The sequence below is a fragment of the Mesorhizobium sp. M0659 genome (assembly GCF_040320605.1).
Lineage (GTDB): Bacteria > Pseudomonadota > Alphaproteobacteria > Rhizobiales > Rhizobiaceae > Mesorhizobium.
The window spans coordinates 100,536-123,625 of the sequence record NZ_JAMYPY010000005.1; the positions used below are offsets into that span (position 1 = coordinate 100,536).

The following is a 23,090-nucleotide window of genomic DNA, read 5'->3' on the forward strand; positions in this document are numbered from 1 at the left end:
CATGCGTGACATCTGCCTTGTTCGTGCGCCATCCAATCTCGGCCTTCGGCCCTTGGAGCCGGGCCATGTGCCCGGCACCTGGCGTGCGCCGCAGGCGCTGAGCGAAGCTGGTTTGATCGAGTCGCTGGCGCCGGGGCGGGTGGTCGATCTCGACAGACCCGCCTACAGTACCGAACCGCAACCGGGCACTAGGCTGCGTAATGGTCCGGCGATCCGCTGCTTCAACCTCGATCTTGCCGAGATCGTCACCGGTGCGCTTGGGCAAGGCGAGTTCCCGCTGATCATCGGCGGCGACTGCTCGATCCTGCTTGGCGCACTGGTCGCCGCGCGGCGCTCGGGCGCGGTCGCCCTGGTCCATGTCGATGGCCACAGCGATTTCCGCCATCCCGGCAACTACGATGTCAATGCCTCACTCGGCTCGGTTGCCGGCATGGATCTGGCACTTGCCACCGGACGCGGCGATGCTTTGCTGGCGCAATGGCCAGGTGTTGTCGGTCCGCTCGTCGCCGACGAGGCGGTGGTTCAGATCGGCGAACGCGAGAGCCGCGATGCCGATTTTGCCTGGCCCGACATCAATGCGACCGCCGTGACGCGCATCGACGTCTTTGCCGCGCAGGAACTCGGCGCGGCTGGAGTGTTGCAAAAGACAAGAGCGACGCTGGCGCGCGCCGGCTGTCCCTACTGGCTGCATCTCGATGTCGATGTGCTCGACCAGACGGTGATGCCGGCGGTGGATTCGCCCGGCAGCCCCGGCATCGACCCCGATGAACTCGTTGCCATTCTGTCGGCGCTGACAGCGGACCAGCGCTGCACCGGCTTGGACATGACGATCTACGATCCCGACCTCGACCCGACCGGTGACCTTGCGCGACTGCTGGTGTCGCTGCTCGGGCGGGTGCTCAACCCTCGATAAGGGCTCAACTCGCCCTTGCTACCGGCGTCACCGTCACCTGGCTGACGCCGGTGCGGCGCACCACGGTGCACAGCGTCTCGCGGCCGATGCGTTCGGCGTCGAGCATGCGCACGAGGTCGTCGACGCCGGTGACCGGGCGACCGTCTATTGACGCGATGATGTCGCCTTCCCTGAGGCCGGCCTTCGCCGCGGGTCCGTCTTTCTCGACGCTGCGCAGCCGTACCGCCGTACTGGTGGTCACCTGCGACAGAAGGGCGGCGCGGCGCGGCAAACTGGTGGTGTCGGCCGAGATGCCGATGAAGGCACGGCGCACGCGGCCGAAGCGGATGATCTCCGAAATGACGAAATTGGCGGTGTTGGAAGCGACCGCGAAGGCGATGCCTTGCGCGCCGTGGATCATGGCGGTGTTGACGCCGATGACCTCGCCTGCCGACGACACCAGCGGTCCGCCGGAATTGCCGGGATTGAGCGCGGCATCGGTCTGGATGACATCGTCGATCAGCCGCCCGGTCGAGGCGCGCATCGAACGGCCAAGTGCGGAGACCACGCCTGACGTTACGGTCCATTCGAAGCCGAGCGGATTGCCGATGGCAATGGCGATCTGGCCGCGCCGCAGCCGCTTGGAATCGCCGAGCGGCGCGACTTCGGTGAAGCTGCCATCGGCGCGCACCAGCGCGATGTCGGTGTCGGGGTCGCGGCCTAGCACACGGCCTTCGCTGGAGGCGCCGTCGGGCATAGAGACGCGCACCGTTTTGGCATCGCCAACGACATGGAAATTGGTGACGACCAGCCCGTCCGGGGTGATGACGAAGCCGGAGCCATGGCCACCTTGGCCACCGACGCGCTCGATGCGGCAGACGGCTGGGCCGATGCGGTCGACGGCGTCGGCGACTGTCGTCGAATAGGCGTCGAGCAGTGTGTCGTCGGTTTCGAACTTGTGGGCGGCGAGGGCCATTGGCGGGGCTCCGTGTTTTCAGGCGCGATGATGACTATATGTGCGGAGCGGCTCGAACTGCCGCGACCTGACCAGATGGCCAGTCAAACCAGTAACTAGCCGTCAGACGAGTACCTCCGGGCGCACTGCCGAGCGATATCTGGGGCATGAGAAAACCCAGGAGATCATCATGAGTGACTTCAACCTTAATGCATTTTCCGAGGCCATCGCCGATCTCGCCGCCAAGGCTGCGCCGGCAACGGCAAGTTTCACCACCCATCACCATCGCACCGCCAGCGCCTTCCACTGGCGTGACGGCTGTTTCGTCACCGCCGAGGAAGCTGTCGAGGCCGGTGAGGAGATCGAATTGACATTGGCTTCGGGCGAAGCGGTGAAGGCCGAACTGGTCGGTCGCGATCCGTCGACCGGCGTAGCGCTTCTGAAGCCGGCCGGCGCGGCCGCGGCGCCTGCGCTCGCCAAGGCGGATGGGGTGCGGCCGGGCAACGTCGCCATCGCTGTCGGCAGCAGTCAGGGCTCGGCGCTGGCTGTCTCGGGCTCGGTCGGCGAGGTCGGCCCCGCCTGGCGCTCGATGCGCGGCGGCACCATCGATCGGCGCATCAATCTCGCCGTCAATGCCGGCGGCCGTTTCGAGGGCGGGCCGGTGCTTGACGCCAAGGGCGCGCTGATCGGCATGCTGCTGTTTGGGCCACGTGGTCGTGCGCTGGTCATGCCTTATGAGACGATCGAGCGGGCCGTGGCGACGCTGCGTGAAAAGGGCCATGTCGCGCGCGGCTATCTCGGCGCCGGCCTGCACCCGATCCGTGACGGCGCGGCGCGCGGCGCCATGGTCATGAGCCTCGACGACAATGGTCCGGCCAAAGCCGCCGGCCTTGCGCTGGGCGACATCATCGTGGCGTGGAATGGCGAGGCCGTGCACGGCCCGCGCGAACTGATCCGAAAGCTTGGGCCGGATAGCGCGGGCGCTGCGGTGACGCTCGGCGTGGTGCGCGGCGGCGAGCAGCGCGACGTCGCGCTGACCGTCGGTGAAAAACCGCTGAGCTGAGAGGGCCGATGGAAAGCGACACGCTGACAAGGCCGGAGGCGGGTGGGCCGGAGGCGGGTGGGCCGGAGGTGGGTGGGCCGGAGGTGGCGGGCGGCGGACGCCAGCTCGTGGTGCTGATCGCGCTGCACGATGCCGCGCGTGCCGAGCGCCTGTCAGCTTCGCTTGCCATGGCGGACGATCTGCTTCCGGTCGTAGCCGGCAGCGGGATTGCCGACGTCGCTGTCGTCGATGACGCTGTTGCGAACAGGGCGGCCTGGCTCGATCGGGCCGATGGTGGCAACAGCGCAATCCCACGGGTGCTGCTATCCGCGAGCGCTGGCCGGCCGGAAAACCGGGTGCTTGCCGTGCTGCCTTTGGCGTCGGATGCGAATCTGATCGCGGCTGCCGTCAGACTGGCGGCGGCCGGCTACCGGGTGTCCAGGGATGGGCGTTCGACGCCCGCTCGCCACGACGATTTCGATGCCGCCGCCAACGGCGGAAGCCATAGCGGGCTGTTCGGCGAGGAGCCGTTGGACGATGGCGCTACCGCCCGTCCGGCGCTGTCGCCGCGCGAGGCCGAAGTGCTGGCGCTGCTGGCCGAAGGCGCACCCAACAAGGTGATCGCGCGGCGGCTGAACATCTCCGTGCACACGGCAAAGTTCCACGTCGCCGCGATCCTGATCAAGCTGGGTGCTGCGAACCGCACGGATGCCATCGCGATCGCGATGCGGCAGGGCCTGGTGCTGGTCTAACCCCCTTTTCCGTTTGAGCCTACGTTGCGTAACCCGTTGCAGGCTGCCGAGGCCTTGCGCAGTGCATTGCCGCCGCGCAATGGTTCGCGTCAGTGATGTAGCAAGGGAGGTGCCAAGACATGTCGCTCAAGGGAAAGACGCTGTTCATCTCCGGCGGGTCGCGCGGCATCGGTCTTTCGATCGCGCTGCGAGCTGCGCGCGACGGCGCCAATGTGACGGTCGCGGCCAAGACCGCCGAGCCGCATCCGAAGCTGCCGGGCACGATCTACTCGGCAGCTGAGGAGATCGAGCAGGCCGGCGGCAAGGCGCTGCCTGTTTTGTGCGACATCCGCGAGGAGGCGCAGGTGGCTGAGGCGGTTGCCAAGACCGTCGAAAAGTTCGGCGGCATCGATATCTGCGTCAACAATGCCAGCGCCATCCAGCTCACCGGCACGCTGGAGACGGACATGAAGCGCTACGATCTGATGCACCAGATCAACACGCGCGGCACCTTCCTGGTGTCGAAAATGTGCATTCCGCACCTGAAGTTGGCAAGCAATCCTCACATCTTGAATCTGGCGCCGCCGCTCGACATGAAGGCCAAATGGTTCAAGAACCATGTCGCCTACACCATGGCCAAGTTCGGCATGTCGATGTGCACGCTGGGGATGAGCGCCGAGTTTGCCAAGGACGGCATCGCGGTCAATTCGCTGTGGCCGATCTCGACCATCGACACGGCTGCGGTGCGCAATCTGCTCGGCGGCGCGACGGTGGCGGCGATGAGCCGCTTACCCGACATCATGGCCGATGCCGCACACGCCATCTTCCTGCGGCCATCGCGCGAGACATCAGGCAATTTCTACATCGATGAAGAGGTGCTGCGGGCCGAGGGCGTGACCGATTTCGCGGTCTATGCGCCGGGCGCGACCGGGCCGCTGGCCGGCGACTTTTTCGTGCCGGACGCGGTATTTGCCAATTCGCCGACGAACGTCAAAAGCATCTACTGACGGAAATCACGGGCCGACGGCGCTGCTTCCTCATCCACCTGCCGGCGTTTTTCGAAAAACCAAGCAATTGGCTTTTCGCCCGCTGTGCGGACCAGCCTCACCTCCCCATGAACGGGGAGAAAGGGGCTCATCACTCCTCGCCCTTCTTGCCTTTGCTCAGTCCCATCAGCCGGTCGATATAGGCCAGCATCAGCGCCGAGACGACGAAAGCGAGGTGGATGATGGTCAGCCACATCAGCTGGTCGATCGTATAGGAAGACGAATTCAGGAACACCTGCAACAGGTGGATCGAGGAAATAGCGACGATGGTCGAGGCGACCTTGACCTTCAGCGAACCGACATCGATCGTACCCAGCCAGTGCACACCGCCATCCTGGTCGTCGAAGCGGCTGACGAAATTCTCGTAGCCGGAGATGATCACCATCACCACCAGCGAGGCGACAAGTGCGGCGTCGATGAGGCCGAGCATCTTCAGGATGGTGTCGGTGTCGTCGAGTGTGAAGGCGACCATGACGAACTCGTAGAGTTTTTTGCCGAAGGACAGCGCATAGACGGCGAGCGCTAGGGCCAGCCCGATGTAGAAAACCACCAGCAGCCAGCGTGAGGCGAGGATGATCGATTCGATGGCGAGTTCGAGACGTTTCATGCAGCGGTTCCGGTCAGCTTTCTGAGGTCGACTGGGGTATTTCGATCAGCTTGCCGCAGTTTGCAAGGCAAATTGCGACGCAAAAAAACCCCGCCGGGAGGGCCGGCGGGGTTCAATGCATCCCGCTGGAGTCGGGACGGGGCAGGGAACGCCCAGGCTTGAATCTGGGGAGGGCGGCCGCTCTATTCAATGAGCCGGTTCTAATACCAGTACAATTCTTGCTGAACCGGGATTGCTGTCCGCAGCTCGACCCATCCCGATCTGCCGGGATGGGTCCTTGTTGTCGATCTGATTCCAGAAAGCTGCTCAAGCCATTGGAAAGCAGATCAATTGTTACTCGCCACCGGTGCCACCAGCGAGGTGATGCGACGGATGCCGACACGGCGGTTCTCGCGGTTGGGCGCCGTGGTGTTGACCTTCAGGTATTCCTCGCCATAGCCCTGAGTGGTCAGGTTTTCCGGCGGGATCCCGAAGGCATTGGTCAGCGCTTCGGCGACAGACTCAGCGCGCCGGTCGGACAGAGCAAGGTTTGCTTCCGGCGTGCCAACCGCATCGGTGTGGCCTTCGATCAGGAAGGTTTCGGCCGGGTTCTTCTTCAACAGTTTCTCCATGGCCGTGGCGACGCCTTCCAGTTTCTGCACTTCGGTGTCGGATATCGAGGCCGAGCCGAACTCGAAGTTCAATGTATCGAGGTCGACGCGACGGGCAATGTCGCGCACGCGCGCCGAACGCTTCACTTCGTCGATGGAATAGAGGCGCTGGACCTTCTCCACCGGCGGTTGTTCGAGGAACTCGTAATAATCGTCCGGGCTTTCGACATCTTCCGAATCGAGGATGTACTCGCGGCGCGGGATGGTGAGCCGCATCGGCGGCAGGTCGTCACCGGGATCGCGCCAGTCATTGTCGTCGTCATAGCTGCGCTCGTCGACATAGCTCAGCACATATTCGTGCCCATCCGGCGTGATGCGCGATCGCCTGATGACGTCGCCATTGCGGTTGCGGATGGTGACGATCTGGATGCCATTGTCGCGCTCGACGATTTCCCGAGAGCGATCGCCCGACAGTTCCTCATAGTAAACATTCCTGGCGCCGCGGTGCATGCGCGGAGCGTCATTGCTTTCCACGATCGTCTGGTTGTTGAACTGCAGGATGACGCGGTCGCCGAGTTCCTTGACGACGTCGACGCCTTTCGGACGCCGGCGGTCGCGGACGTTCTCATCGGGTGCACGCTCGACGCGTTTGCCTTTTTCCTCCGTCACCGGGGCGATCTTTTCTGGCTGAATTGCCTGCTGAGCTGACTTGTCGTCGGTGGGCGGCGGTCCCTGGTCGACCGGAGCCGGCTTCGGGGCTTGCGCCTCGGTGCCGCCCTGCGCGGGCTGCTCGCCCGTCTGGCCGCCAGCATTCTGGCCGTTCCCATTTTGGCCGTTCCCATTTTGGCCGTCGCCATTCTGGCTGTTGCCGCCCTGGTCCTTGCGGTGCTTGCGCCTGGCATCCTTCTGGCTGTCCAGGATGGGTGCTTCGTCGGGGTTGGCCGTGGCTTCGCCTTGCGCCGGCGTCTCACGTTGCGCGGGCTGCTCGGCATTGGCCGGTTGCTCCGCAGGCTGTGGTTCACCGGTCGCAGGCTGCTGTTCGCCCGTCACCGGCTGTTCGCCGACAGTTTTTTTGCCGTGCTTTTTCGCCTGATCCTTCGGCTGTTCACCTTCGGCGGGAGCCGCTTGCTGATCGGCCGGGGGCTGAATCGGCTCGGCCTGCGGCGCGGGCTCTTCGGCAGGCGCAACTTTGACGTCTGGCGCTTTGTCGGCAGGCGCGGCCTCGATCTGCTGATCCTGCTTGCGCTTTTTCTTGCCCGACTTGTTGTCGTTTGCCGGCGCCACCTGTTCGGTGGGCGCTGCCTGCTCGGCAGGCTGCTGGGCCGGCTGTTCAGCGGGCGCCGCTTCGATCTGCTGTTGGTCGCGCTTCTTCTTGCGTGGCTTTAGCGGCTGTTCTTCATTTGCCGGAGCTACCTGTTCGGCCGGTTGTTCAGCCGGTGCTGCCTCGATCTGCTGCTGGTCACGCTTCTTCTTGCGTGGCTTGAGCGGCTGCTCATCGGTCGCCGGCGCTGCCTGGGCGCCGCCCTCATCCGCAGGCGCCGCCTCGATCTGCTGCTGTTGATTGCGCTTCTTTTTGCGCGGCTGCTGTTCCTCGGCGGCAGGTGCGGCCTGTTCGGCCGGGGCCTGCTCGGTCTGCTGCTGATCCCGCTTCTTCCTGCGCGGCTGTTGTTCCTCGGCGGCAGGGGCGGGTTGCTCTGCAGCCGGTGCAGGCTGCTCGGCGGCCGGCGCTGCCTGTTCGGCCTGCTGGCGTTTCTTTTTGCGCGGCAGTTCCTGGTCGGTCTGCTGACCATCTGCAGCAGGGTCGTCCTGGACCAGGATCAGTGGCGCGGCCGTGTGCTGCAAGGGGCCGAAAACGGCGTTGCCCTGCAACGGGGATGCGCCCAACGGCGCGGATGCCATAAGCAGGCCAAGTGCCGTACCTGCCAGTACCCGTGGTTGGCGTTTCATCTTAAATTCTCCTTGTGGGGTCCCATCCCTGCCCAAACTGTCCTTGACCGGATTGGTTCCGGTTTGCGGGCATTACCCGCACCCAAGGACGATTGACCGGCGTTTTGAAGGCAACTTCATGTTTTTCCTATGGTGCGGCCGGAACTTGAAGTCACACAACAGCTTGACCTTGCCGCATGCGGAGGCCACATCTCGACCCATAATGGAAACGCCGTTCTGGAAGACCAAGACGCTGGAAGCGATGACGCCCACCGAGTGGGAATCGCTGTGCGACGGCTGCGGAAAATGCTGCCTGTCTAAACTCGAGGACGAGGACACCGGCGAGATCTACTGGACATCAGTCGGCTGCCGGCTGTTCGATGGGCAAAGCTGCCGCTGTTCGGACTATGCCAACCGGCTGGCGCGCGTGCCGGACTGTGTCGGGCTGACGCCGCAGAATGTGCGCACCATCACGTGGCTGCCGAAAACCTGTGCCTACCGGCTGGTTGCCGAGGGGCACGACCTCTATTGGTGGCACAGGCTGGTGTCGGGAAGTGCCGAGACCGTTCATGATGCCGGCATCTCCATGCGCGGCCGCGTCCGCGCCAGTGAGACCGATCTGGCCGAGCCGGACGACTATTTCGACTATATGCTCGATGACGAGCCCTGAGCATTCTGGAACGGACGCTGCCATAGGGCGTTCTGCGCCATTGGACGTTTTTGACGGTCAGGGTCGTTTGCAGCGGTGGAAGGGGCGGTTGCTTTCAACCTGTCGGGCAGATTAACCGAAAATGAACGGCCGGTTCGCGAAGAGTTCAGATTGCAAGGAGCATTCTCCCCCCATCGGTTCGACCAAGACGGGCGCAAGCCCTCAACAAGGAGAGAAGACAATGTTCAACTCATTCAAGACGGCAGCCCTTTCGGGTCTCGTAGCTCTCGGCACGCTTGCCGCAGTGCCCGCCCAGGCGGACTCGATCTATCTCGGCTTCGGCAACAACCATGACCGCCGCGTCGGCGTCTACACCGGCGACGATGAGGACGGCTTTCGCCGTGACCGCAATTGGCGCCGCTGCTCGCCGGATCGCGCCCTCGACAAGGCCGAGCGCATGGGCCTGCACCGCGTCCGCATCGTCGATGTCAATCGCCGCGTGGTGAAGGTCGCCGGCCGTCAGTATGGCGATCGCGTTGTGATCGTGTTCGCCAATGAGCGCGGCTGCCCGGTTATTTATCGCTAAGAGAACCAGACTGATCTTCTGCGAAGATCAGTCTGGGATACGACCTTCTGCGAAGGTCGATCCGGAGGCATGTTCCTCCGCGAGGATCAGCCTGGAGTAGCGGCATGACCCTTCTAGGGTCAGCCAGGAGCCCCTTTCCCTCCGCGGAAAGGTGCGGCTCGAAAAAACCCCGGAGGCCAGTCCTCCGGGGTTTTTCATGTCGGCGATAGCGGTTCCGGCCGACGGGTTCAGCAGAACCGCACCCGGCCCGGCGGCCTGCTACTTAAGCTCGAATGTCACTGTTACCTGCACGGCGTAGGCATTCTCGCCGGCCTGCACGGGAACCGCGGCGCCTGCCGCATCGAAGGCCTTGGCATTGATCGGCATCGGCGCCGGCGCAACGTTCTGGTCGGTGATTTCCAGCACCCGGCCGATGCTGACGCCGGCGGCTTCGGCCAGCGTCTTGGCCTTGGCCATGGCATCGGCGACCGCCTTCTTGCGGGCTTCGGTGACGGCAGCCTTCGGATCCTCGTTGGAGAACGAAATGCCGCCGCCCTGGTTGACGCCGAGCGACACAGCCTTGTCGAGAACCTCACCTGTTTTGTCGATGTCGCGAATGCGCACCGAGAGTGTGTTGGTCACCTGGTAAGCGACAAGCTCGGCTTCCTGGCTGCCGTCGGGCTTGTTGGTGTAATTGTAACGCGGGTTGATCTGGATGCCGGCGGTCTGCAGGTCGCGATCCTTGATCCCTGCCGACTTCATTGCCGCGATCACGGCGGCCATGGCGTCGTTGTTGGCGTCGAGTGCCGCGCGTGCGGTCTTGGCCTCGCGCATGACGCTGAGCGTCAGCAGCGCCAGGTCGGGCGCCACGGTCGACTGGCCTTCACCCGACACGATGATGCGGGGCGGGGGCAGCGAATCGGCAGCGCTTGCCATCGCCGGAAAAGCGATCGCGGCGGCAAGTGCGAGCGGCAAAATATGTCTGGTCATGAAAATCTCCTCGATGTGCGATCCAGTCGCGCCTGTCGACTAGGGCGCGAATATGGGCTGATTTGGGCGATCTCGGCCAGCCCGTCCGGAAAGCCTTGTGCCGCGCAAGGAAAAACACTAATCCAGCGCGCGTGGGGCCTGTAGCTCAATGGTTAGAGCCGGCGGCTCATAACCGCTTGGTTGGGGGTTCGAGTCCCTCCGGGCCCACCATTATCGTTATTTATCAATGTGTTATAGGGTGATTCGCCACGAGGTTCGCCAACAGGTTCGCCAAGCATCGGCTTGCGCGTGACCAGCCGCACGACTCGATCCCCTGGACCGCCAGCCGTACCTGCTATGCTCGCGCGAATAGAGCTCCGCATGATCGATATCGTCGTGACCGAGGACGTCCATCATCTGCCTGGTGGAGGCCTCGGCCTCCGCCAGATAAACACCGAGCGATTTCCTCAAACCATGCAGGGTAAGGCCCTTCGGAAGACCGGCAAGCTTGCACCAATGCGCCATCATTCCAGTCAAGGACTTGGCGGAGAAGGGCTCCCCATAGGCGTTGACCAAGACGGTCTCGCCGCGCCTGTCAGCCGCATCCAGGATCTCGGACAGCATCGGCGTGATCGGCACGAAAAGCCGTTTGCCGCCTGTTCGTCCCTTGTTCTTGGCCTGGACGATATCAAACCCGTCAAAGTGACGCTCGACGCCATCGATGAAGACACGGCTGGTGACCCTCTGGTCCCAGCGCAGGCCCGCGACGTCGCCGCGGCGGCTGCCGAGCCAAAGCGCCAAACCATAGCAAGTGCGTGCTGCGGTGCCCAAGTGCCAACGGTTTTCAAATTGCGCCATCGCTTCGCGCGACCAGGCTTTCCAACCGACATAGGCCGGGCGCCACTCGACCGCTGCTGTGGGATCGATTTGATCCAATCTTGTCGCAGTGCTACATAGACCAGCTTGCGTATGCCCACCAGCAGGTGCTTGGCCTTATGGGGTGTGGCGATGAAGCGGCCAAGAAGCTCTTCAATATGGATACGTCTAAGGTTCTTAACCGGTACGTCGCGCCAAATCAGTGGGTGATCTGGGACCACCCGCAGTTCCAGAAATTCTTCAATCAGCCGCGTGTTCTTGCGCTTGCTGGCTTCGTCAAGCGCCAACCACTTGACTGAGATCTTCAACCGTTGAAAGGCCGCTCCAAATGTGCCTGGCAGGGCGGCACCAGGCATTTGGACGACGGTTGCCTTGGGGACTTTTCGGCCTTCGACCGCTGCCTGGTCTGCGTCCTTAAATCCCGGCTGATTGGGAGTAGGCAGGCTGACCAAACGCTCCTTCGTCCGATAGCGCCAGGGCGCAGGTGGATCTGGTTGCTGAGCGAGCCTTGCGTGAGCCCCGGCGTTCTTGCGGGCGCGGCGCAGGATGGCCCCGAGTTGTTTTTCGTTGCGAGCGATCTGGTCTGTCATGATGGGTCTCCACGTCTGCAATATACGCGATCGCGTATTAGTCGTAACATACGGGGTTGCGTATAAAATTGATGTATACGCGATCGCGTATGACGCCGATCGGTCAGCTGGCAAGCGGCGGTCTTATGCCGCCAGCCCGGCGGGCTGTCGCTGAGCGCGAAGGCGAGCGTCTGCGGCTTGGTCGCCTGCAGCGACGCATAGACGCCTTCCTCGGTCGAGAAAGCGACGCCGTTATCCAGGAACGCCTGCTCCTCGGCAGAATCGGCGGCGATCCCGGACCGGTCCCTGGGCGGAAGCTGCCGGGAATGTAGTTCAGGTGAATCCCAAACAGGCTCCCCGGGTGGCCGCGCGCCAGCCACACGCTTGTGGGAGTTGCGCGAGGCGAGTTGCTCACGCTCAGCTAACGCGGCCCTCCCGAGGAGTTAGGCATCTTGCTGTGGTATCAGTGGTCGATGACGGTACCTCTGCGGCATGCATCGGGCAGTTACTCGCAAATGCGCCGAACGCGTCGTAGCGTTTAGTGGGGGATGATGGTTTTGAAAAGGCCCACCGACGATTGGATGCATCGTCCGTTTTTCACAGGATGGACAACGCCTGGGATCAGTTTTACGAGTCAGCCCAACCAGCGGAGATGTTCGCGTCCCCAAATGAACAAGATGGACACCCAAAACAGCAAGGGCGGCGACGAGCGCTCGACCGCCACCAGCCTTCTGCGGCTCGGCATACGGTTGAAACTCTCCCGGCAGACGCGTGGGCTGACCTTGAAGGCGCTAGCTGCCGCCGCGAACTGCTCTGAAAGCCTGCTTTCCAAGGTCGAGAACGGCAAGGTCTCGCCCTCGCTTCCCATGCTGCACCGGCTTGTCGAGGTGCTTGGCACCAACATTGGCTGGATGTTCGAGGAATCCGATGGTGAGGAAGGCATCGTCTTTCGGGCTGGATCGCGGCCGTTGATCGCGCTCGATCCGCTTCGGCGCGGCGAAGGCATTTCGCTCGAGCGCGTCATTCCGTATTCGCCCGGCCATCTCCTGCAGTGCAACATCCACCACATCGAGGCGGGAGGTGAGAGCGCCGGCCCGATCCAGCACGCTGGCGAGGAAGTCGGCTACCTCCTGGAAGGTGCGATCGAATTGATGGTCGGCGAAAAGACGTTTCGCCTGTCGGCCGGCGATTCCTTCGTCTTCAATTCCGAACTGCCGCACTGGTACCGCAATGTCGGCGACGAACGCGCCAGCATTTTCTGGGTGAACACGCCGGCAACATTCTGATCGGGCGAGCCCCTCATTTGTCTTCGTTGATGCCAATTCAAGTCACTTGACAAGAAATCAAGCATCTTGAAATATGCTCTGCGCTCAGGCGCCAGGTGAGCCCGATCAAGGGCCTTTTCGAGAAAACCAAGGGGAACCGGAATGCGTCTTACCAAGATCCTTTCAGGCTGCGCCGCAGCCATCGCCATGACCCTCGCCATGACCCTCGCCCTCGGCTCTGCTTCCGCCATGGCCGAGACCTATGCGCTGGTGACCATCAACCAGCAGGCCCTGTTCTTCAACCAGATCAATGACGGCGCAACGGCTGCCGCAAAGGCTGCCGGCGTGGACCTCGTCATCTTCAACGCCAACAATGTACCAAGCGCGCAGAACGACGCCATCGAGAACTACATCACCCAGAAGGTCGACGGCATCATTCTCGTCGCCATCGATGTCAACGGTGTGAAGCCGGCCATCACCGCGGCCAAAGCCGCCGGCATTCCGGTCATCGCCATTGACGCGCAGATCCCAAATGGCGACAACGTCGCCTTCGTCGGCGTTGACAACACCAAGGCAGGCGAGGATATCGGCAAGTTCTACGCCGAATACGTGAAGACTAAGCTGAGCGGCACCGCCAAGATCGGCGTCGTTGGCGCGCTCAATTCGTTTATCCAGAACCAGCGCCTCGACGGCTTCAAGAAGGCTGTCACCGACAGCGGCCAGAAGGTCACCTTCCTCGACACGGTCGACGGCCAGAACGTCCAGGACGTGGCCCTGTCCGCCTCCGAAAACCTGATGACCGCCAATCCTGACATGACGACGCTTTACGCGACCGGCGAGCCGGCTCTGCTCGGCGCGGTTTCCGCTGTCTCCAGCCAGGCCCGTACGGGCGACGTCAAGGTGTTCGGCTGGGACCTGACCAAGTCGGCGGTGCAGGGTCTCGAAGAGGGCTGGGTGGTCGCTGTCGTCCAGCAGGATCCGGCCGGTGAAGGCAAGGCTGCCATCGAAGCTTTCGTCAAGCTCAAGAAGGGCGAGAAGATTGACCCGATCATCAACGTTCCGATCACCATCGTGACCAAGGAAAATGTCGGCCAGTTCAAGGACATGTTCAAGTAGTATCCTCCCCGGACCGCTGGGCTGCGCATTGACCCGAGGGTTGCCTGCGCAGCCCGGCGACCAATTGAACATGTCGCGCCCAGAGAATTGGAACCATGATGAGCGATGGCGAGACCTACCGCGTCAGGATGACCGGTATTTCCAAACGGTACGGCCCTATCCAGACGCTGGACGATGTCTCGCTGAACCTGAAGCCTGGCGAAGTGCTCGGTCTGGTCGGCGACAATGGCGCCGGCAAATCCACCTTGAGCAAGGTGCTGTCCGGTGCGGTCATTCCTGATGCCGGCACCATCGAGATCAATGGCAAGGCGGTGTCTTTCTCGTCGCCGGCCGATGCCCGCGCCGCGCGGGTGGAGATGGTCTACCAGGACCTTTCGCTCTGCGACACGGTGGATGTGGCGGGCAATCTCTTCCTCGGCCGCGAGCCGCGTCGCCGCGTTCTCGGCGTCCCCTTTCTCGACAACAAGCGCATGCATGGCGAGACGCGCCAGATGCTCGACCGGCTCGGCATCGTCATTGCCGATACCAAGCTCAAGGTCGAAAACCTCTCCGGTGGGCAGCGCCAGTCGATCGCCATCGGCCGCGCGGCTTCCTTCGATCCGTCGGTGCTGATCATGGACGAGCCGACGGCCGCCCTTGCGGTAGCGGAAGTCGAGGCGGTTCTGGAACTCATCCGCGCCGTCAGCGCCCGGGGCGTCAGCGTCATCCTCATCACCCATCGCCTGCAGGATCTGTTCCTGGTCTGCGATCGTATCCAGGTCATGTACGAAGGCCGCAAAGTCGCCGAGCGCAAGATCGGCGAGACCAGCATCGAGGAGGTCGTCAACCTGATCGTCGGCCGCAAATTCACCGCGCGCTCGGCCCGCGCAAGCCGCGATGAGGGGGTCCAACCATGAACGTTACCTCCGCCGGTGTTGGCGCCTCACCCAAACGCGCTCACAACAGCACGTGGAAGGATGTGGCGTTAGCCAATGGCAGCGTCGTCTCGATTGCGCTGTTCTTCATCGTCGTCTGCCTGGTCTTCTCGCTGATCACCGGTTCCTTCCTGACGACGCCCAATCTGCTCAACATCGCGCGCCAGTCGGCGCCGCTGCTGATCGTTGCGGCCGCGATGACCTTCGTCATCACCACCGGCGGCATCGACCTCTCGGTCGGCTCCGTGCTGGCGCTGACGGCAACGCTGTCGGCGGTTTTCCTGCAGGCCGACCTGCCATGGCCGCTGGTCGTCATCGCCATGCTGGCGCTTGGTGCTGCGATCGGCGCCTTGCACGGCTTCTTCATCGCCTACGAGCGGATACCGCCCTTCATCGTCACCCTTGCCGGGCTCTCCGTCATCCGCGGCGTGGCGTTGCTGATCACCGGCGGCTATTCGATCCCGGTCGAACCGACCAGCTTCTTCGTCAACATCGGCAGGGCCTGGTTTCTCGGCGTGCCGGTACCGGCGCTGCTCGCCCTTGTCGTGCTGATCATTGCCTATCTCGCCTTCAACCAGACGCCGTTCGGCCGCTATGTCACCGGCATCGGCGCCAATACAGAGGCCGTGCGCCGAGCCGGTGTCGATACGCGCTTCATGACGCTCTTCGTCTACATCCTGTCGGGCATGGCGGCGGCGGTGGCCGGCATCATCCTCGCCGCTCGGCTCGGTTCCGGCTCGTCGAATGCCGGCCAGGGTTTCGAGCTCGATGTCATCGCCGCCGTGGTGCTTGGCGGCACCAGTCTGTTCGGCGGGCGCGGTACGATCATCGGCACTGTGCTCGGCGCCTTGACCGTCGCGGTCATCGGCAACGGCTTGATCCTTGCGCATATGTCGCCCTTCCTGACGCCGATCGTTACCGGCACAATCATCCTCGTTGCCATCTGGCTGAATTTCCGGCTGTTCAAGGGCGCAACGCGGAGCCGCTGACATGGATCATCTGTTCGACGACAAGCCAAGGGAACGGGCACCGATCGGTGTTCGCTCCGGCACGGTGATGACCGTTACCGGCCCGGTTGCGATTGTCGATATGGGCGTGACGCTGATGCATGAACACATACTGCTCGATGGCGCGACGTCGTGGAAATGCCCTTGCCATCCCGACGAGAAGAAGATCGCCGAGCAGCCGGTCAGCATGGAGATCATCGGCGAGTTGCGGATGAACCCCTACATGAACCGCGACAACGTCTCGCTCGACGACAGCGACCTAGCCCTTTCGGAGTTGGCGAAATACCGGGCGCTCGGCGGCCATACCGTGGTGGATGCGACCAACATTGGCATTGGCCGCGATCCGGTGAAGCTGGCGCGCATCGCCCGCGCCTCTGGATTGCGGATCGTCATGGGGACGGGCTTCTACCTGCAGCACACCCATCCCGTCTGGCTGAAAGCGATGGACGTTGACGACGTCACCGAATTCCTCGTCAATGATGTCGGCGGCGGGTCGGCGCAGCCCGAAATCATTGCCGGCATTATCGGTGAGGTTGGCGTCAGCAAGGATTTTACCGACGAGGAGCGCAAGTCGCTGCGGGCCTCCGCCCGTGCGGCCAAGATGACCGGCGTGCCGCTGACGATTCATCTGCCCGGCTGGGAGCGGCTGGCGCATGATGTGCTTGACGTGGTCGAGGCAGAAGGCGCGGATCTCCGGCATACGGTGCTTTGCCACATGAACCCCAGCCACAACGATCTTGCCTACCAGCAAAGCCTCGCCGCGCGTGGCGCCTTCCTGGAATACGACATGATCGGCATGGATTTCTACTATGCCGACCAGGATGCGCAGTCGCCGTCCGACGAGCAGAATGCGCGGGCGATCCGCTCGCTGATCGATATGGGACTGCTCGACAGGATTCTGCTGTCGCAGGACGTCTTTCTCAAGATCATGCTGACCCGCTTCGGCGGTTTCGGCTACGGCTTCATCCTCAAGCATTTCGTGCCGAGACTGAAACGCCATGGTGTCGAGCAGTCGGCAATCGACACGATGCTCATCGACAATCCAAAGACTGTGTTCGCCGAGGGCCTCTGAGCCGCGGCTCCAAAACAAGATAGGGAGACTACATGTCCAGGAAGAAGGTTCTTCTCGCAGGCGAGTCCTGGGTCTCGACCGCGACCCACATCAAAGGCTTCGATCAGTTTCCCACCGTGACCTATCACACCGGTGCCGATGAGTTGCTGGCCGCGCTGAAGGACAGCCTGTTCGACGTCACCTTCATGCCGGCGCATGAGGCACAGCGGAACTTCCCGCAGACCATGGAAGCGCTTTCGGCCTATGACGCGGTCGTGCTCTCCGATCTTGGGGCCAACACGCTGCTGCTTCACCCCGATACCTGGATCCACTCCAAACCGACGCCGAACCGGCTGCGCCTGTTGCGCGACTATGTCGGCAATGGCGGCGGCCTGTTGATGTTCGGCGGCTATTACAGCTTTCAGGGCATCAATGGCGGCGCGCGCTATCACAAGACGCCGGTTGAGGACGTTTTGCCGGTCATCTGCCTGCCGGTGGACGACCGTGTCGAGGTTCCAGAAGGCTATGCGCCGGTCGTCGTCGGCCCGCAGACCCATCCGATCCTCAAGGGCCTAGGCAAGGATTGGCCGATCCTGCTTGGCTTCAACGAGGTCACGGTCAAGGACGGTTCGGAAGTTCTCGCCACCGTGTCCTCCGACTACCGTTCGCTGCCACTGCTGGTGGCCGGCAAATATGGTCGGGGCCGCACTGTCGCCTGGACCTCGGATGTAGGGCCGCATTGGCTGCCGCCGGGCTTCATCGCCTGGAATGGCTACAAGACGTTGTTCGAACAGATGCTAGGCTGGGCAACGGCCAGGGATTAGCCATGCGCGTCCATGTCGTCGGCAATGTTTGCGTCGATACAACGTTTCGGTTGGACCGGTTTCCGGCGGCAGGCGAAACGCTGAACGCATCGGAACATGCTGACGGACTTGGCGGCAAGGGTGCGAACCAGGCGCTGGCCGCGGCGCGCACCGGAGCCGATGTTCGCTTCCGTGCCGCGATCGGCAACGATCCCGCCGGAGCCTGGATCGCAGAGCAGTTGAGCCGCGATCTCGATGCCAGCCATCTGGCGGTACTGGCACTGCCCAGCGATCGGTCGACGATCATGGTCGATGCGCGCGGCGAAAACCTCATCGTCACCGGAGCCAGTTGCGCCGCCGCGTACAATCCTATGGCCGACAGCGGTTTTGCCCGATCGATCGCACGCGGCGATATCGTAGTATTTCAGGGCAATCTGGGTCCGGATATCACGGCCACTTGCCTGAAGGTGGCGCGGGGCGCGGGAGCGATGACGATCTTCAATCCGAGCCCGCTTGCGGCCGACCACACACCGGGCTTGAGCGACGTCAGCGTCGTCATCGCCAACGCGGGCGAAGCGGCGCAACTGACCGGGGCTGGCGACCCTGCCATGGCGGCCCGCGACTTGATCCGTCAGGGCGCCGGCGCTGCCATCGTGACGCTTGGCGCACTCGGCTGCCTGGTCGCCGATGGCGAAGGACGGATCGACCGGATCGCGGCGCCCAGGGTGGCCGTGCTAGACACCAGCGGCGCGGGCGACGTCTTTTGCGGTTGCCTCGCTGGTTGCCTTGCGGCCGGCATGGAGCTCCCCGCGGCAGCGCGGATTGCGGTCCGCGCCGCAGCCATCTCGGTCGGGCGCGCCGGCACGCTCGGTTCCTGCCCCGACAGCCGGGAAATGAAAGTGCTTATGGAAACGACGGAAGCGAAAACCGCATGACAAATTCCCCTAACTCCAAACCCATTGGCCAGGTCGCGGATGATGTGCTGCAGTCGATCTTCGGCAGAAGCAAGGTGGTGATCGGCGTGGTTCATCTCGCCCCCCTGCCGGGGGCGCCGCGCTACCATGGCGAGGCGATCGAGGCCATCTATCAACGCGGCCTCGACGACGCCAAAGCCTATTTGCAGGGAGGGTGTGACGGCGTGATCGCCGAAAACCATGGTGACGTGCCGTTTTCCAAGCCGGATGATATCGGGCCGGAAACCTCCGCCTACATGTCTGTCGTCTCAGACCGGATCCGCAGAGAACTCGGCCGGCCGATCGGCATCAATGTGCTTGCCAATGCCTCCATTCCCGCGCTTTCGATCGCCAGTGCCTCCGGTGCTTCCTTCGTGCGCGTCAATCAATGGGCCAACGCCTATGTCGCCAACGAGGGCTTTATCGAAGGCGAAGCGGCGCGCGCCATGCGTTTCCGCGCTAAACTTCGGGCCAACGGAATCCGCATCTTCGCCGACGCGCATGTCAAGCATGGCGCCCACGCGATCGTCGGCGACCGGCCGATCGAGGAGCAGGTCAAGGACCTCGTGTTCTTCGATGCCGACGCGGTGATCGCCACCGGCCAGCGCACTGGCCACGCCGCCGACCTCAGCTACATCAGGATGATCAAGGACGCCGCCGGACTGCCGACGCTTGTCGGCAGCGGGGTGACACCCGACAACGCCACCGATATCTTGGACATCGTCGACGGCGTCATTGTCGCCAGCTCGCTGAAATATGATGGAGTGTGGTGGAATCAGGTCGATCCGCAACGGGTAAAGGCCTTCATCCGCGGCCTCAAGCGGTGACTTCAGTGCCGGAGATCGACGGCGAGCGGCTGCTGGGCCGGCTCGATGCCTTCGCCCGGATCGGCGCGACGCCAGCCGGTGGCGTAAACCGACAGGCGTTCAGCATCGAGGATCGCGGCGCCCGGCGCCTGTTGGCGGAATTGGCGCTCGCGCGCGGCTTCGCGGTTTTCCAGGACGCCATGGCAAACCTTTTCATCCGCCGCGAGGGCACGGATGCCACCCTGCCGCCGCTGCTGATCGGCAGCCACCTCGACAGCCAGCCGACCGGCGGGCGCTTCGATGGAGCGCTCGGCACGCTTTCCGCCTTCGAGGCGCTCGAAGCGCTGGAGGACGCGAGGGCCGAGACTCGGATGCCGATCGAGGTCGTCGCCTGGGCCAATGAAGAGGGCAGCCGGTTTACGCCGGGTGTCATGGGCTCCATGGCCTTCACCGGAGCCGACATTTGCGCATGGCGGTCCATAGTCGGCAGCGACGGTGCGTCCCTCGCAGAGGAGCTCGGGGCAACGATCTCCGCCTTGCCAGAGGCAACCCTTCGCCCCCTCGGCATGCCGATATCCGGCTACATCGAGCTGCATATCGAACAGGGACCATCGCTGGAAAAGGAGCGGTTGCCGATCGGTATCGTCACAGCCGTGCAAGGTACGCGCTGGCTGGAGGTCTGCATTGAGGGCGCCGCCGGTCACGCCGGTACAACCGACCTCGCCTACCGTAGGGATCCGATGGTCGCGGCCGTTGCCGCGATTCACAGGCTCCAGACGACGATCATGCCGTTCGACAGCAGGGCAAGGCTGACGGTGGGCCGGGTGACCGCCCAGCCGGGATCGATCAACGCCATACCGCAGTCTGTGGTCTTCGCCGTCGATATCAGGCATCCGCGGGTAGAGCGGCTCGATGCCATCGAAGCAGAACTGCGCCAGGTGTGCGCGGCGGAGGCAGAAGCTCAGCATTGCACGGTAACGATCAGGCGGTCGTTCGACATGCCGGGGGCGGCATTCTCTCCCGATATGGTCAAAACCGTCGAGGAGGCCGCCAATTCCCTACAGCTGCCGCACAAACAGATGATCTCGGGTGCATTCCATGACGCGCTGTTCCTCGCCCGGGTGGCGCCTGCCGTGATGATCTTTGTGCCGTGCCGTGACGGGCTGAGCCACAACGAGGCGGAATATGTCGAGCCTGCCCACGCGGTTACCGGCGCGCGGGTTCTGCTTCAAGCGGCCACCGTCGCCGCCTCTTAGGCAGCGACGGTGGCACAGGCGTGCTGGCGTGAAGAGGCAACCCGTGGGACTTCCTGGTGCCCGTCCGTCATTTCGTGACGTCGGCGGGCTGCAACGGGTGGTCAAGGCCGCCGAGCTGCGGCGGATTGATCGCGGACGTACGATCGGCCCACATTCAACACCTGACCCAGCAGAAAAGCCCACCAGATCCCTGGGCCGTCATTGACGCCGTGGGTGCTAGGCGGTGACGATCTCGTCGACTTACCGAGATGGACGATCTGCTGGGCTATCGCCTCGGCCACCGGCAGGAAATCCCCACGCCCGCCATAGAGCTTGCCCGTGTCGATCGCGAGCAACTGGCGCCGTCCAGCCGTCCAGCGCTGCTGGACGTTGTCGCACTCGAGGCGTCCACAAGGATGCGTGTGTCCCAACTGTCGCTGCGGTTAATCCTAAAGCCAATGTCGCGCACCATGGAAAGAGACAATCCCGATTGGGCACCCAGAAACTGGTGATGTCGCCGGCAAGGGAAGCCGCTTCGTAGTATTGCGCGACGGCGACGCCAGGCATCATGGCAACGAACCTTATTGCCCAAAGGCATCGGCGCTTTCAAAAATGTCGATAGATGACTGCGAGCCGTTTTGATCCTTCCCGGCCATCGCCAGATGGACGTTGCTACCGCACATTAGCAGAACCGGATTTTTCTCGCCAAAGGCGAAAAATCGAAACGTCGTTCCTTATCTCTATAGATTTTGTCGAATATCGTCTGCCCCGGTTTGGAAATGACCGATGCGCATGCAGGGTCTGGGAGATTGACGAGTTGGCAAGGCTATCGGTTCTCGGAATATCCGGCGGCGTAAGCACGCCATCGCGCACAACCGCGGTGGTGAACGCGCTGGTCAAGGACGTCGCGCTGCGCGTCCCGGCAGACACGGGCCTGATCGAAATCACCGAGGCGGCGCCTTCGCTTTTCGTCGGACTGTCCCGTGGCGCCCTCGGCGCGTCCGGCGAAGCGATCATCCAGCGTGTCGAGAAGGCCGATCTGCTCGTGGTCGGAACGCCTGTCTATCGGGCTTCCTACACCGGCGCCCTCAAGCACCTGTTCGACCTCGTCGACTATCGCGCGCTCGCCGGCAAGACCGTGCTTCTCGCGGCGACAGGCGGAAGTCCATACCATGGCCTGGTTCTCGAACATCAGTTGCGGCCATTATTCGGCTTTTTCGGCGCCGTCACCGTACCGACCGGCGTCTATGGGGCGCCCGACGATTTCATCGGCGCCGAAATCGTCGGCGAGGCGATACGCGAACGCATTTCACGGGCCGCATCCGAAGCGGTTTCACTGCTCAATTCCAACCATGCAAATGCCGCCGCCGCAGCGCGCGTCGGCTGAGCCAACCAAAAAGGGAACAACGACATGACGTCTCATTCCGACGGCCTGAAATTCGCCTACTGGGTTCCGAACGTCTCCGGCGGCCTGGTCATCTCCAACATCGAGCAGCGGACCGGTTGGGACATCGACTACAACCGCAAGCTCGCCCAGATCGCAGAGGCCAACGGCTTCGACTACGCACTGAGCCAGATCCGCTTCACCGCCGGCTACGGCGCCGACAACCAGCACGAATCCGTGTCGTTCAGCCACGCACTGCTGGCCGCCACCACAACGCTGAAAGTGATTGCCGCCGTCTTGCCCGGTCCATGGAACCCGGCGCTGGCGGCCAAGCAGATCGCCACCATCAACCACCTGACCAATGGCCGCGTGGCCGTCAATGTCGTCAGCGGCTGGTTCCGTGGCGAGTTCGCCGCCATCGGCGAGCTGTGGCTCGACCATGACGAGCGCTACCGCCGCTCGGAGGAGTTCATCCGCGCGTTGCGCGGCATCTGGACCGAGGACAATTTTACGCTGAAGGGCGACTTCTATCGCTTCACCAACTACTCGATGAAGCCGAAGCCGATCGATCCGCAGCCCGAGATCTTCCAGGGCGGCTCGTCGCGCGCCGCGCGTGACATGGCTTCGCGGGTGTCCGACTGGTATTTCACCAACGGCAACACGCCCGAAGAGATCAGGAAGCAGGTCGACGATATCCAGGCCAAGGCGAAGGCGAATGGCCACAAGGTGAAGATCGGCGTCAACGCCTTTGCCATTGCTCGCGAAACCGAGGCGGAAGCACGCGCCGTGCTGGACGAGATCGTCGCCAAGGCCAATCCCGAAGCGGTGCAGGGCTTTGCCGACCAGGTCAAGAATGCCGGCAAGGCCTCGCCGGAAGGCGAGGGAAACTGGGCGAAGTCGTCCCTTGAGGATCTGGTGCAATACAATGACGGCTTCCGCAGCAATCTGATTGGCACGCCGGAACAGATCGCCGAACGCATCCTCAAGCTGAAGGATGCCGGCGCCGATCTGATCCTGCTCGGCTTCCTGCATTTCCAGGAAGAGGTCGAGTTCTTCGGCAAGCGCATCATCCCGCTGGTGCGCGAACTGGAAGCGGCGCGTGACAGGGAGCTTGTCGCCGCCGAATAGGCCAGGGCGTG

Annotated in this window: 24 protein-coding genes and 1 tRNA gene; 20 read left to right on the forward strand and 5 right to left on the reverse strand. The window is 63.1% G+C overall.

Translation table 11 applies throughout. From position 1 onward, the window contains the following. Nucleotide 1: 1 nt before the first annotated feature. Nucleotides 2–913 (forward strand): arginase family protein, encoded by a 912-nt coding sequence (locus tag NKI31_RS10270; RefSeq protein WP_352651449.1) that lies wholly within the window; start codon nucleotides 2–4, stop codon nucleotides 911–913. A gap of 4 nt (nucleotides 914–917) precedes the next feature. On the opposite strand, the gene NKI31_RS10275 is transcribed toward NKI31_RS10270, so the two are convergent. Next, nucleotides 918–1,868: a S1C family serine protease gene (locus NKI31_RS10275; protein WP_352446394.1), complete on the reverse strand. Its 951-nt coding sequence runs from the start codon at nucleotides 1,866–1,868 to the stop codon at nucleotides 918–920. Nucleotides 1,869–2,037: 169 nt separating this feature from the next. Between NKI31_RS10275 and NKI31_RS10280 the strand changes: the two genes are divergently transcribed. The 3 genes from NKI31_RS10280 to NKI31_RS10290 all read left to right on the forward strand — a co-directional run bounded on the left by NKI31_RS10280 (nucleotide 2,038) and on the right by NKI31_RS10290 (nucleotide 4,627). After that, nucleotides 2,038–2,910, forward strand: a complete 873-nt coding sequence (locus tag NKI31_RS10280; protein ID WP_352461910.1) for a S1C family serine protease — start codon at nucleotides 2,038–2,040, stop codon at nucleotides 2,908–2,910. Between the two features lie 8 nt (nucleotides 2,911–2,918). After that, nucleotides 2,919–3,641 carry a helix-turn-helix transcriptional regulator gene (locus tag NKI31_RS10285; RefSeq protein WP_352651450.1) on the forward strand — a complete coding sequence of 241 codons (723 nt, stop codon included), beginning with the start codon at nucleotides 2,919–2,921 and terminating at the stop codon, nucleotides 3,639–3,641. 119 nt (nucleotides 3,642–3,760) lie between these two features. Beyond that, a complete protein-coding gene (locus NKI31_RS10290; protein ID WP_023697090.1) occupies nucleotides 3,761–4,627 on the forward strand; it encodes an SDR family oxidoreductase in 867 nt (288 codons plus the stop codon). 130 nt (nucleotides 4,628–4,757) lie between these two features. Here NKI31_RS10290 and NKI31_RS10295 read toward each other — a convergent pair whose 3' ends face one another. Continuing rightward, nucleotides 4,758–5,273, reverse strand: coding sequence for a TIGR00645 family protein (locus NKI31_RS10295; protein WP_023672463.1), 516 nt, complete (start codon nucleotides 5,271–5,273; stop codon nucleotides 4,758–4,760). A 326-nt stretch (nucleotides 5,274–5,599) separates the two neighbouring features. Further along, a complete protein-coding gene (locus tag NKI31_RS10300; RefSeq protein WP_023697091.1) occupies nucleotides 5,600–7,810 on the reverse strand; it encodes an OmpA family protein in 2,211 nt (736 codons plus the stop codon). Nucleotides 7,811–8,012: 202 nt separating this feature from the next. Between NKI31_RS10300 and NKI31_RS10305 the strand changes: the two genes are divergently transcribed. Beyond that, nucleotides 8,013–8,459: a YcgN family cysteine cluster protein gene (locus NKI31_RS10305; protein WP_023672465.1), complete on the forward strand. Its 447-nt coding sequence runs from the start codon at nucleotides 8,013–8,015 to the stop codon at nucleotides 8,457–8,459. A 220-nt stretch (nucleotides 8,460–8,679) separates the two neighbouring features. Continuing rightward, the gene (locus tag NKI31_RS10310) at nucleotides 8,680–9,024 is read left to right on the forward strand and encodes a hypothetical protein (protein WP_023713887.1); all 345 of its coding nucleotides are present in this window, start codon (nucleotides 8,680–8,682) and stop codon (nucleotides 9,022–9,024) included. Nucleotides 9,025–9,282: 258 nt separating this feature from the next. Here the strand turns inward: NKI31_RS10310 and NKI31_RS10315 are convergent, their stop codons facing one another. Further along, a complete protein-coding gene (locus NKI31_RS10315) occupies nucleotides 9,283–9,993 on the reverse strand; it encodes an SIMPL domain-containing protein (RefSeq protein WP_023705824.1) in 711 nt (236 codons plus the stop codon). 134 nt (nucleotides 9,994–10,127) lie between these two features. Between NKI31_RS10315 and NKI31_RS10320 the strand changes: the two genes are divergently transcribed. Further along, nucleotides 10,128–10,203 (forward strand) — tRNA-Ile (locus NKI31_RS10320). Nucleotides 10,204–10,224: 21 nt separating this feature from the next. Here NKI31_RS10320 and NKI31_RS10325 read toward each other — a convergent pair. Next, nucleotides 10,225–10,773 carry a tyrosine-type recombinase/integrase gene (locus tag NKI31_RS10325; protein ID WP_502897163.1) on the reverse strand — a complete coding sequence of 183 codons (549 nt, stop codon included), beginning with the start codon at nucleotides 10,771–10,773 and terminating at the stop codon, nucleotides 10,225–10,227. Nucleotides 10,774–10,910: 137 nt separating this feature from the next. Here NKI31_RS10325 and NKI31_RS10330 point away from each other — a divergent pair, with 137 nt between their 5' ends. The 13 genes from NKI31_RS10330 to sfnG all read left to right on the forward strand — a co-directional run bounded on the left by NKI31_RS10330 (nucleotide 10,911) and on the right by sfnG (nucleotide 23,079). Continuing rightward, a complete protein-coding gene (locus tag NKI31_RS10330) occupies nucleotides 10,911–11,147 on the forward strand; it encodes a hypothetical protein (protein ID WP_031195849.1) in 237 nt (78 codons plus the stop codon). Between the two features lie 938 nt (nucleotides 11,148–12,085). Next, entirely contained in the window at nucleotides 12,086–12,703 is a 618-nt protein-coding gene (locus NKI31_RS10335; protein ID WP_023672469.1) for a cupin domain-containing protein, read from the forward strand. Between the two features lie 141 nt (nucleotides 12,704–12,844). Continuing rightward, on the forward strand, nucleotides 12,845–13,798 hold the full coding sequence (locus tag NKI31_RS10340) for an ABC transporter substrate-binding protein (protein WP_352651451.1): 954 nt from the start codon (nucleotides 12,845–12,847) through the stop codon (nucleotides 13,796–13,798). Nucleotides 13,799–13,893: 95 nt separating this feature from the next. After that, nucleotides 13,894–14,694, forward strand: coding sequence for an ATP-binding cassette domain-containing protein (locus NKI31_RS10345; RefSeq protein WP_502896657.1), 801 nt, complete (start codon nucleotides 13,894–13,896; stop codon nucleotides 14,692–14,694). Then, entirely contained in the window at nucleotides 14,691–15,701 is a 1,011-nt protein-coding gene (locus tag NKI31_RS10350; RefSeq protein WP_023817709.1) for an ABC transporter permease, read from the forward strand. Before NKI31_RS10345 ends, NKI31_RS10350 begins: the two co-directional genes overlap by 4 nt. Nucleotide 15,702: 1 nt before the next feature. Continuing rightward, nucleotides 15,703–16,791: a phosphotriesterase family protein gene (locus NKI31_RS10355; RefSeq protein WP_023817711.1), complete on the forward strand. Its 1,089-nt coding sequence runs from the start codon at nucleotides 15,703–15,705 to the stop codon at nucleotides 16,789–16,791. A 32-nt stretch (nucleotides 16,792–16,823) separates the two neighbouring features. After that, complete coding sequence (locus NKI31_RS10360; RefSeq protein WP_023817713.1) at nucleotides 16,824–17,594, forward strand: glutamine amidotransferase; 771 nt, start codon at nucleotides 16,824–16,826, stop codon at nucleotides 17,592–17,594. Nucleotides 17,595–17,596: 2 nt separating this feature from the next. Then, on the forward strand, nucleotides 17,597–18,508 hold the full coding sequence (locus NKI31_RS10365) for a ribokinase (protein WP_352651531.1): 912 nt from the start codon (nucleotides 17,597–17,599) through the stop codon (nucleotides 18,506–18,508). Beyond that, on the forward strand, nucleotides 18,505–19,353 hold the full coding sequence (locus NKI31_RS10370) for a BtpA/SgcQ family protein (protein ID WP_352651452.1): 849 nt from the start codon (nucleotides 18,505–18,507) through the stop codon (nucleotides 19,351–19,353). The genes NKI31_RS10365 and NKI31_RS10370 overlap by 4 nt, the downstream gene beginning before the upstream one ends. Beyond that, nucleotides 19,350–20,588, forward strand: coding sequence for a Zn-dependent hydrolase (locus NKI31_RS10375; RefSeq protein WP_352651453.1), 1,239 nt, complete (start codon nucleotides 19,350–19,352; stop codon nucleotides 20,586–20,588). Before NKI31_RS10370 ends, NKI31_RS10375 begins: the two co-directional genes overlap by 4 nt. Nucleotides 20,589–20,836: 248 nt before the next feature. Beyond that, entirely contained in the window at nucleotides 20,837–21,079 is a 243-nt protein-coding gene (locus tag NKI31_RS10380) for a hypothetical protein (RefSeq protein ID WP_023701792.1), read from the forward strand. Nucleotides 21,080–21,384: 305 nt separating this feature from the next. Further along, nucleotides 21,385–21,954 carry an FMN reductase gene (msuE, locus tag NKI31_RS10385; RefSeq protein WP_023670623.1) on the forward strand — a complete coding sequence of 190 codons (570 nt, stop codon included), beginning with the start codon at nucleotides 21,385–21,387 and terminating at the stop codon, nucleotides 21,952–21,954. 24 nt (nucleotides 21,955–21,978) lie between these two features. Next, entirely contained in the window at nucleotides 21,979–23,079 is a 1,101-nt protein-coding gene (gene sfnG / locus NKI31_RS10390) for a dimethylsulfone monooxygenase SfnG (RefSeq protein ID WP_023739635.1), read from the forward strand. Nucleotides 23,080–23,090: the final 11 nt, after the last annotated feature.

Coding starts and splice junctions, on each gene's coding strand:
- NKI31_RS10270 (WP_352651449.1), top strand. CDS start 2: ATGCGTGACATCTGCCTTGTTCGTGCGCCATCCAATCTCGGCCTTCGG.
- NKI31_RS10275 (WP_352446394.1), bottom strand. CDS start 1,868: ATGGCCCTCGCCGCCCACAAGTTCGAAACCGACGACACACTGCTCGAC.
- NKI31_RS10280 (WP_352461910.1), top strand. CDS start 2,038: ATGAGTGACTTCAACCTTAATGCATTTTCCGAGGCCATCGCCGATCTC.
- NKI31_RS10285 (WP_352651450.1), top strand. CDS start 2,919: ATGGAAAGCGACACGCTGACAAGGCCGGAGGCGGGTGGGCCGGAGGCG.
- NKI31_RS10290 (WP_023697090.1), top strand. CDS start 3,761: ATGTCGCTCAAGGGAAAGACGCTGTTCATCTCCGGCGGGTCGCGCGGC.
- NKI31_RS10295 (WP_023672463.1), bottom strand. CDS start 5,273: ATGAAACGTCTCGAACTCGCCATCGAATCGATCATCCTCGCCTCACGC.
- NKI31_RS10300 (WP_023697091.1), bottom strand. CDS start 7,810: ATGAAACGCCAACCACGGGTACTGGCAGGTACGGCACTTGGCCTGCTT.
- NKI31_RS10305 (WP_023672465.1), top strand. CDS start 8,013: ATGGAAACGCCGTTCTGGAAGACCAAGACGCTGGAAGCGATGACGCCC.
- NKI31_RS10310 (WP_023713887.1), top strand. CDS start 8,680: ATGTTCAACTCATTCAAGACGGCAGCCCTTTCGGGTCTCGTAGCTCTC.
- NKI31_RS10315 (WP_023705824.1), bottom strand. CDS start 9,993: ATGACCAGACATATTTTGCCGCTCGCACTTGCCGCCGCGATCGCTTTT.
- NKI31_RS10335 (WP_023672469.1), top strand. CDS start 12,086: ATGAACAAGATGGACACCCAAAACAGCAAGGGCGGCGACGAGCGCTCG.
- NKI31_RS10340 (WP_352651451.1), top strand. CDS start 12,845: ATGCGTCTTACCAAGATCCTTTCAGGCTGCGCCGCAGCCATCGCCATG.
- NKI31_RS10345 (WP_502896657.1), top strand. CDS start 13,894: ATGATGAGCGATGGCGAGACCTACCGCGTCAGGATGACCGGTATTTCC.
- NKI31_RS10350 (WP_023817709.1), top strand. CDS start 14,691: ATGAACGTTACCTCCGCCGGTGTTGGCGCCTCACCCAAACGCGCTCAC.
- NKI31_RS10355 (WP_023817711.1), top strand. CDS start 15,703: ATGGATCATCTGTTCGACGACAAGCCAAGGGAACGGGCACCGATCGGT.
- NKI31_RS10360 (WP_023817713.1), top strand. CDS start 16,824: ATGTCCAGGAAGAAGGTTCTTCTCGCAGGCGAGTCCTGGGTCTCGACC.
- NKI31_RS10365 (WP_352651531.1), top strand. CDS start 17,597: ATGCGCGTCCATGTCGTCGGCAATGTTTGCGTCGATACAACGTTTCGG.
- NKI31_RS10370 (WP_352651452.1), top strand. CDS start 18,505: ATGACAAATTCCCCTAACTCCAAACCCATTGGCCAGGTCGCGGATGAT.
- NKI31_RS10380 (WP_023701792.1), top strand. CDS start 20,837: ATGGACGATCTGCTGGGCTATCGCCTCGGCCACCGGCAGGAAATCCCC.
- sfnG (WP_023739635.1), top strand. CDS start 21,979: ATGACGTCTCATTCCGACGGCCTGAAATTCGCCTACTGGGTTCCGAAC.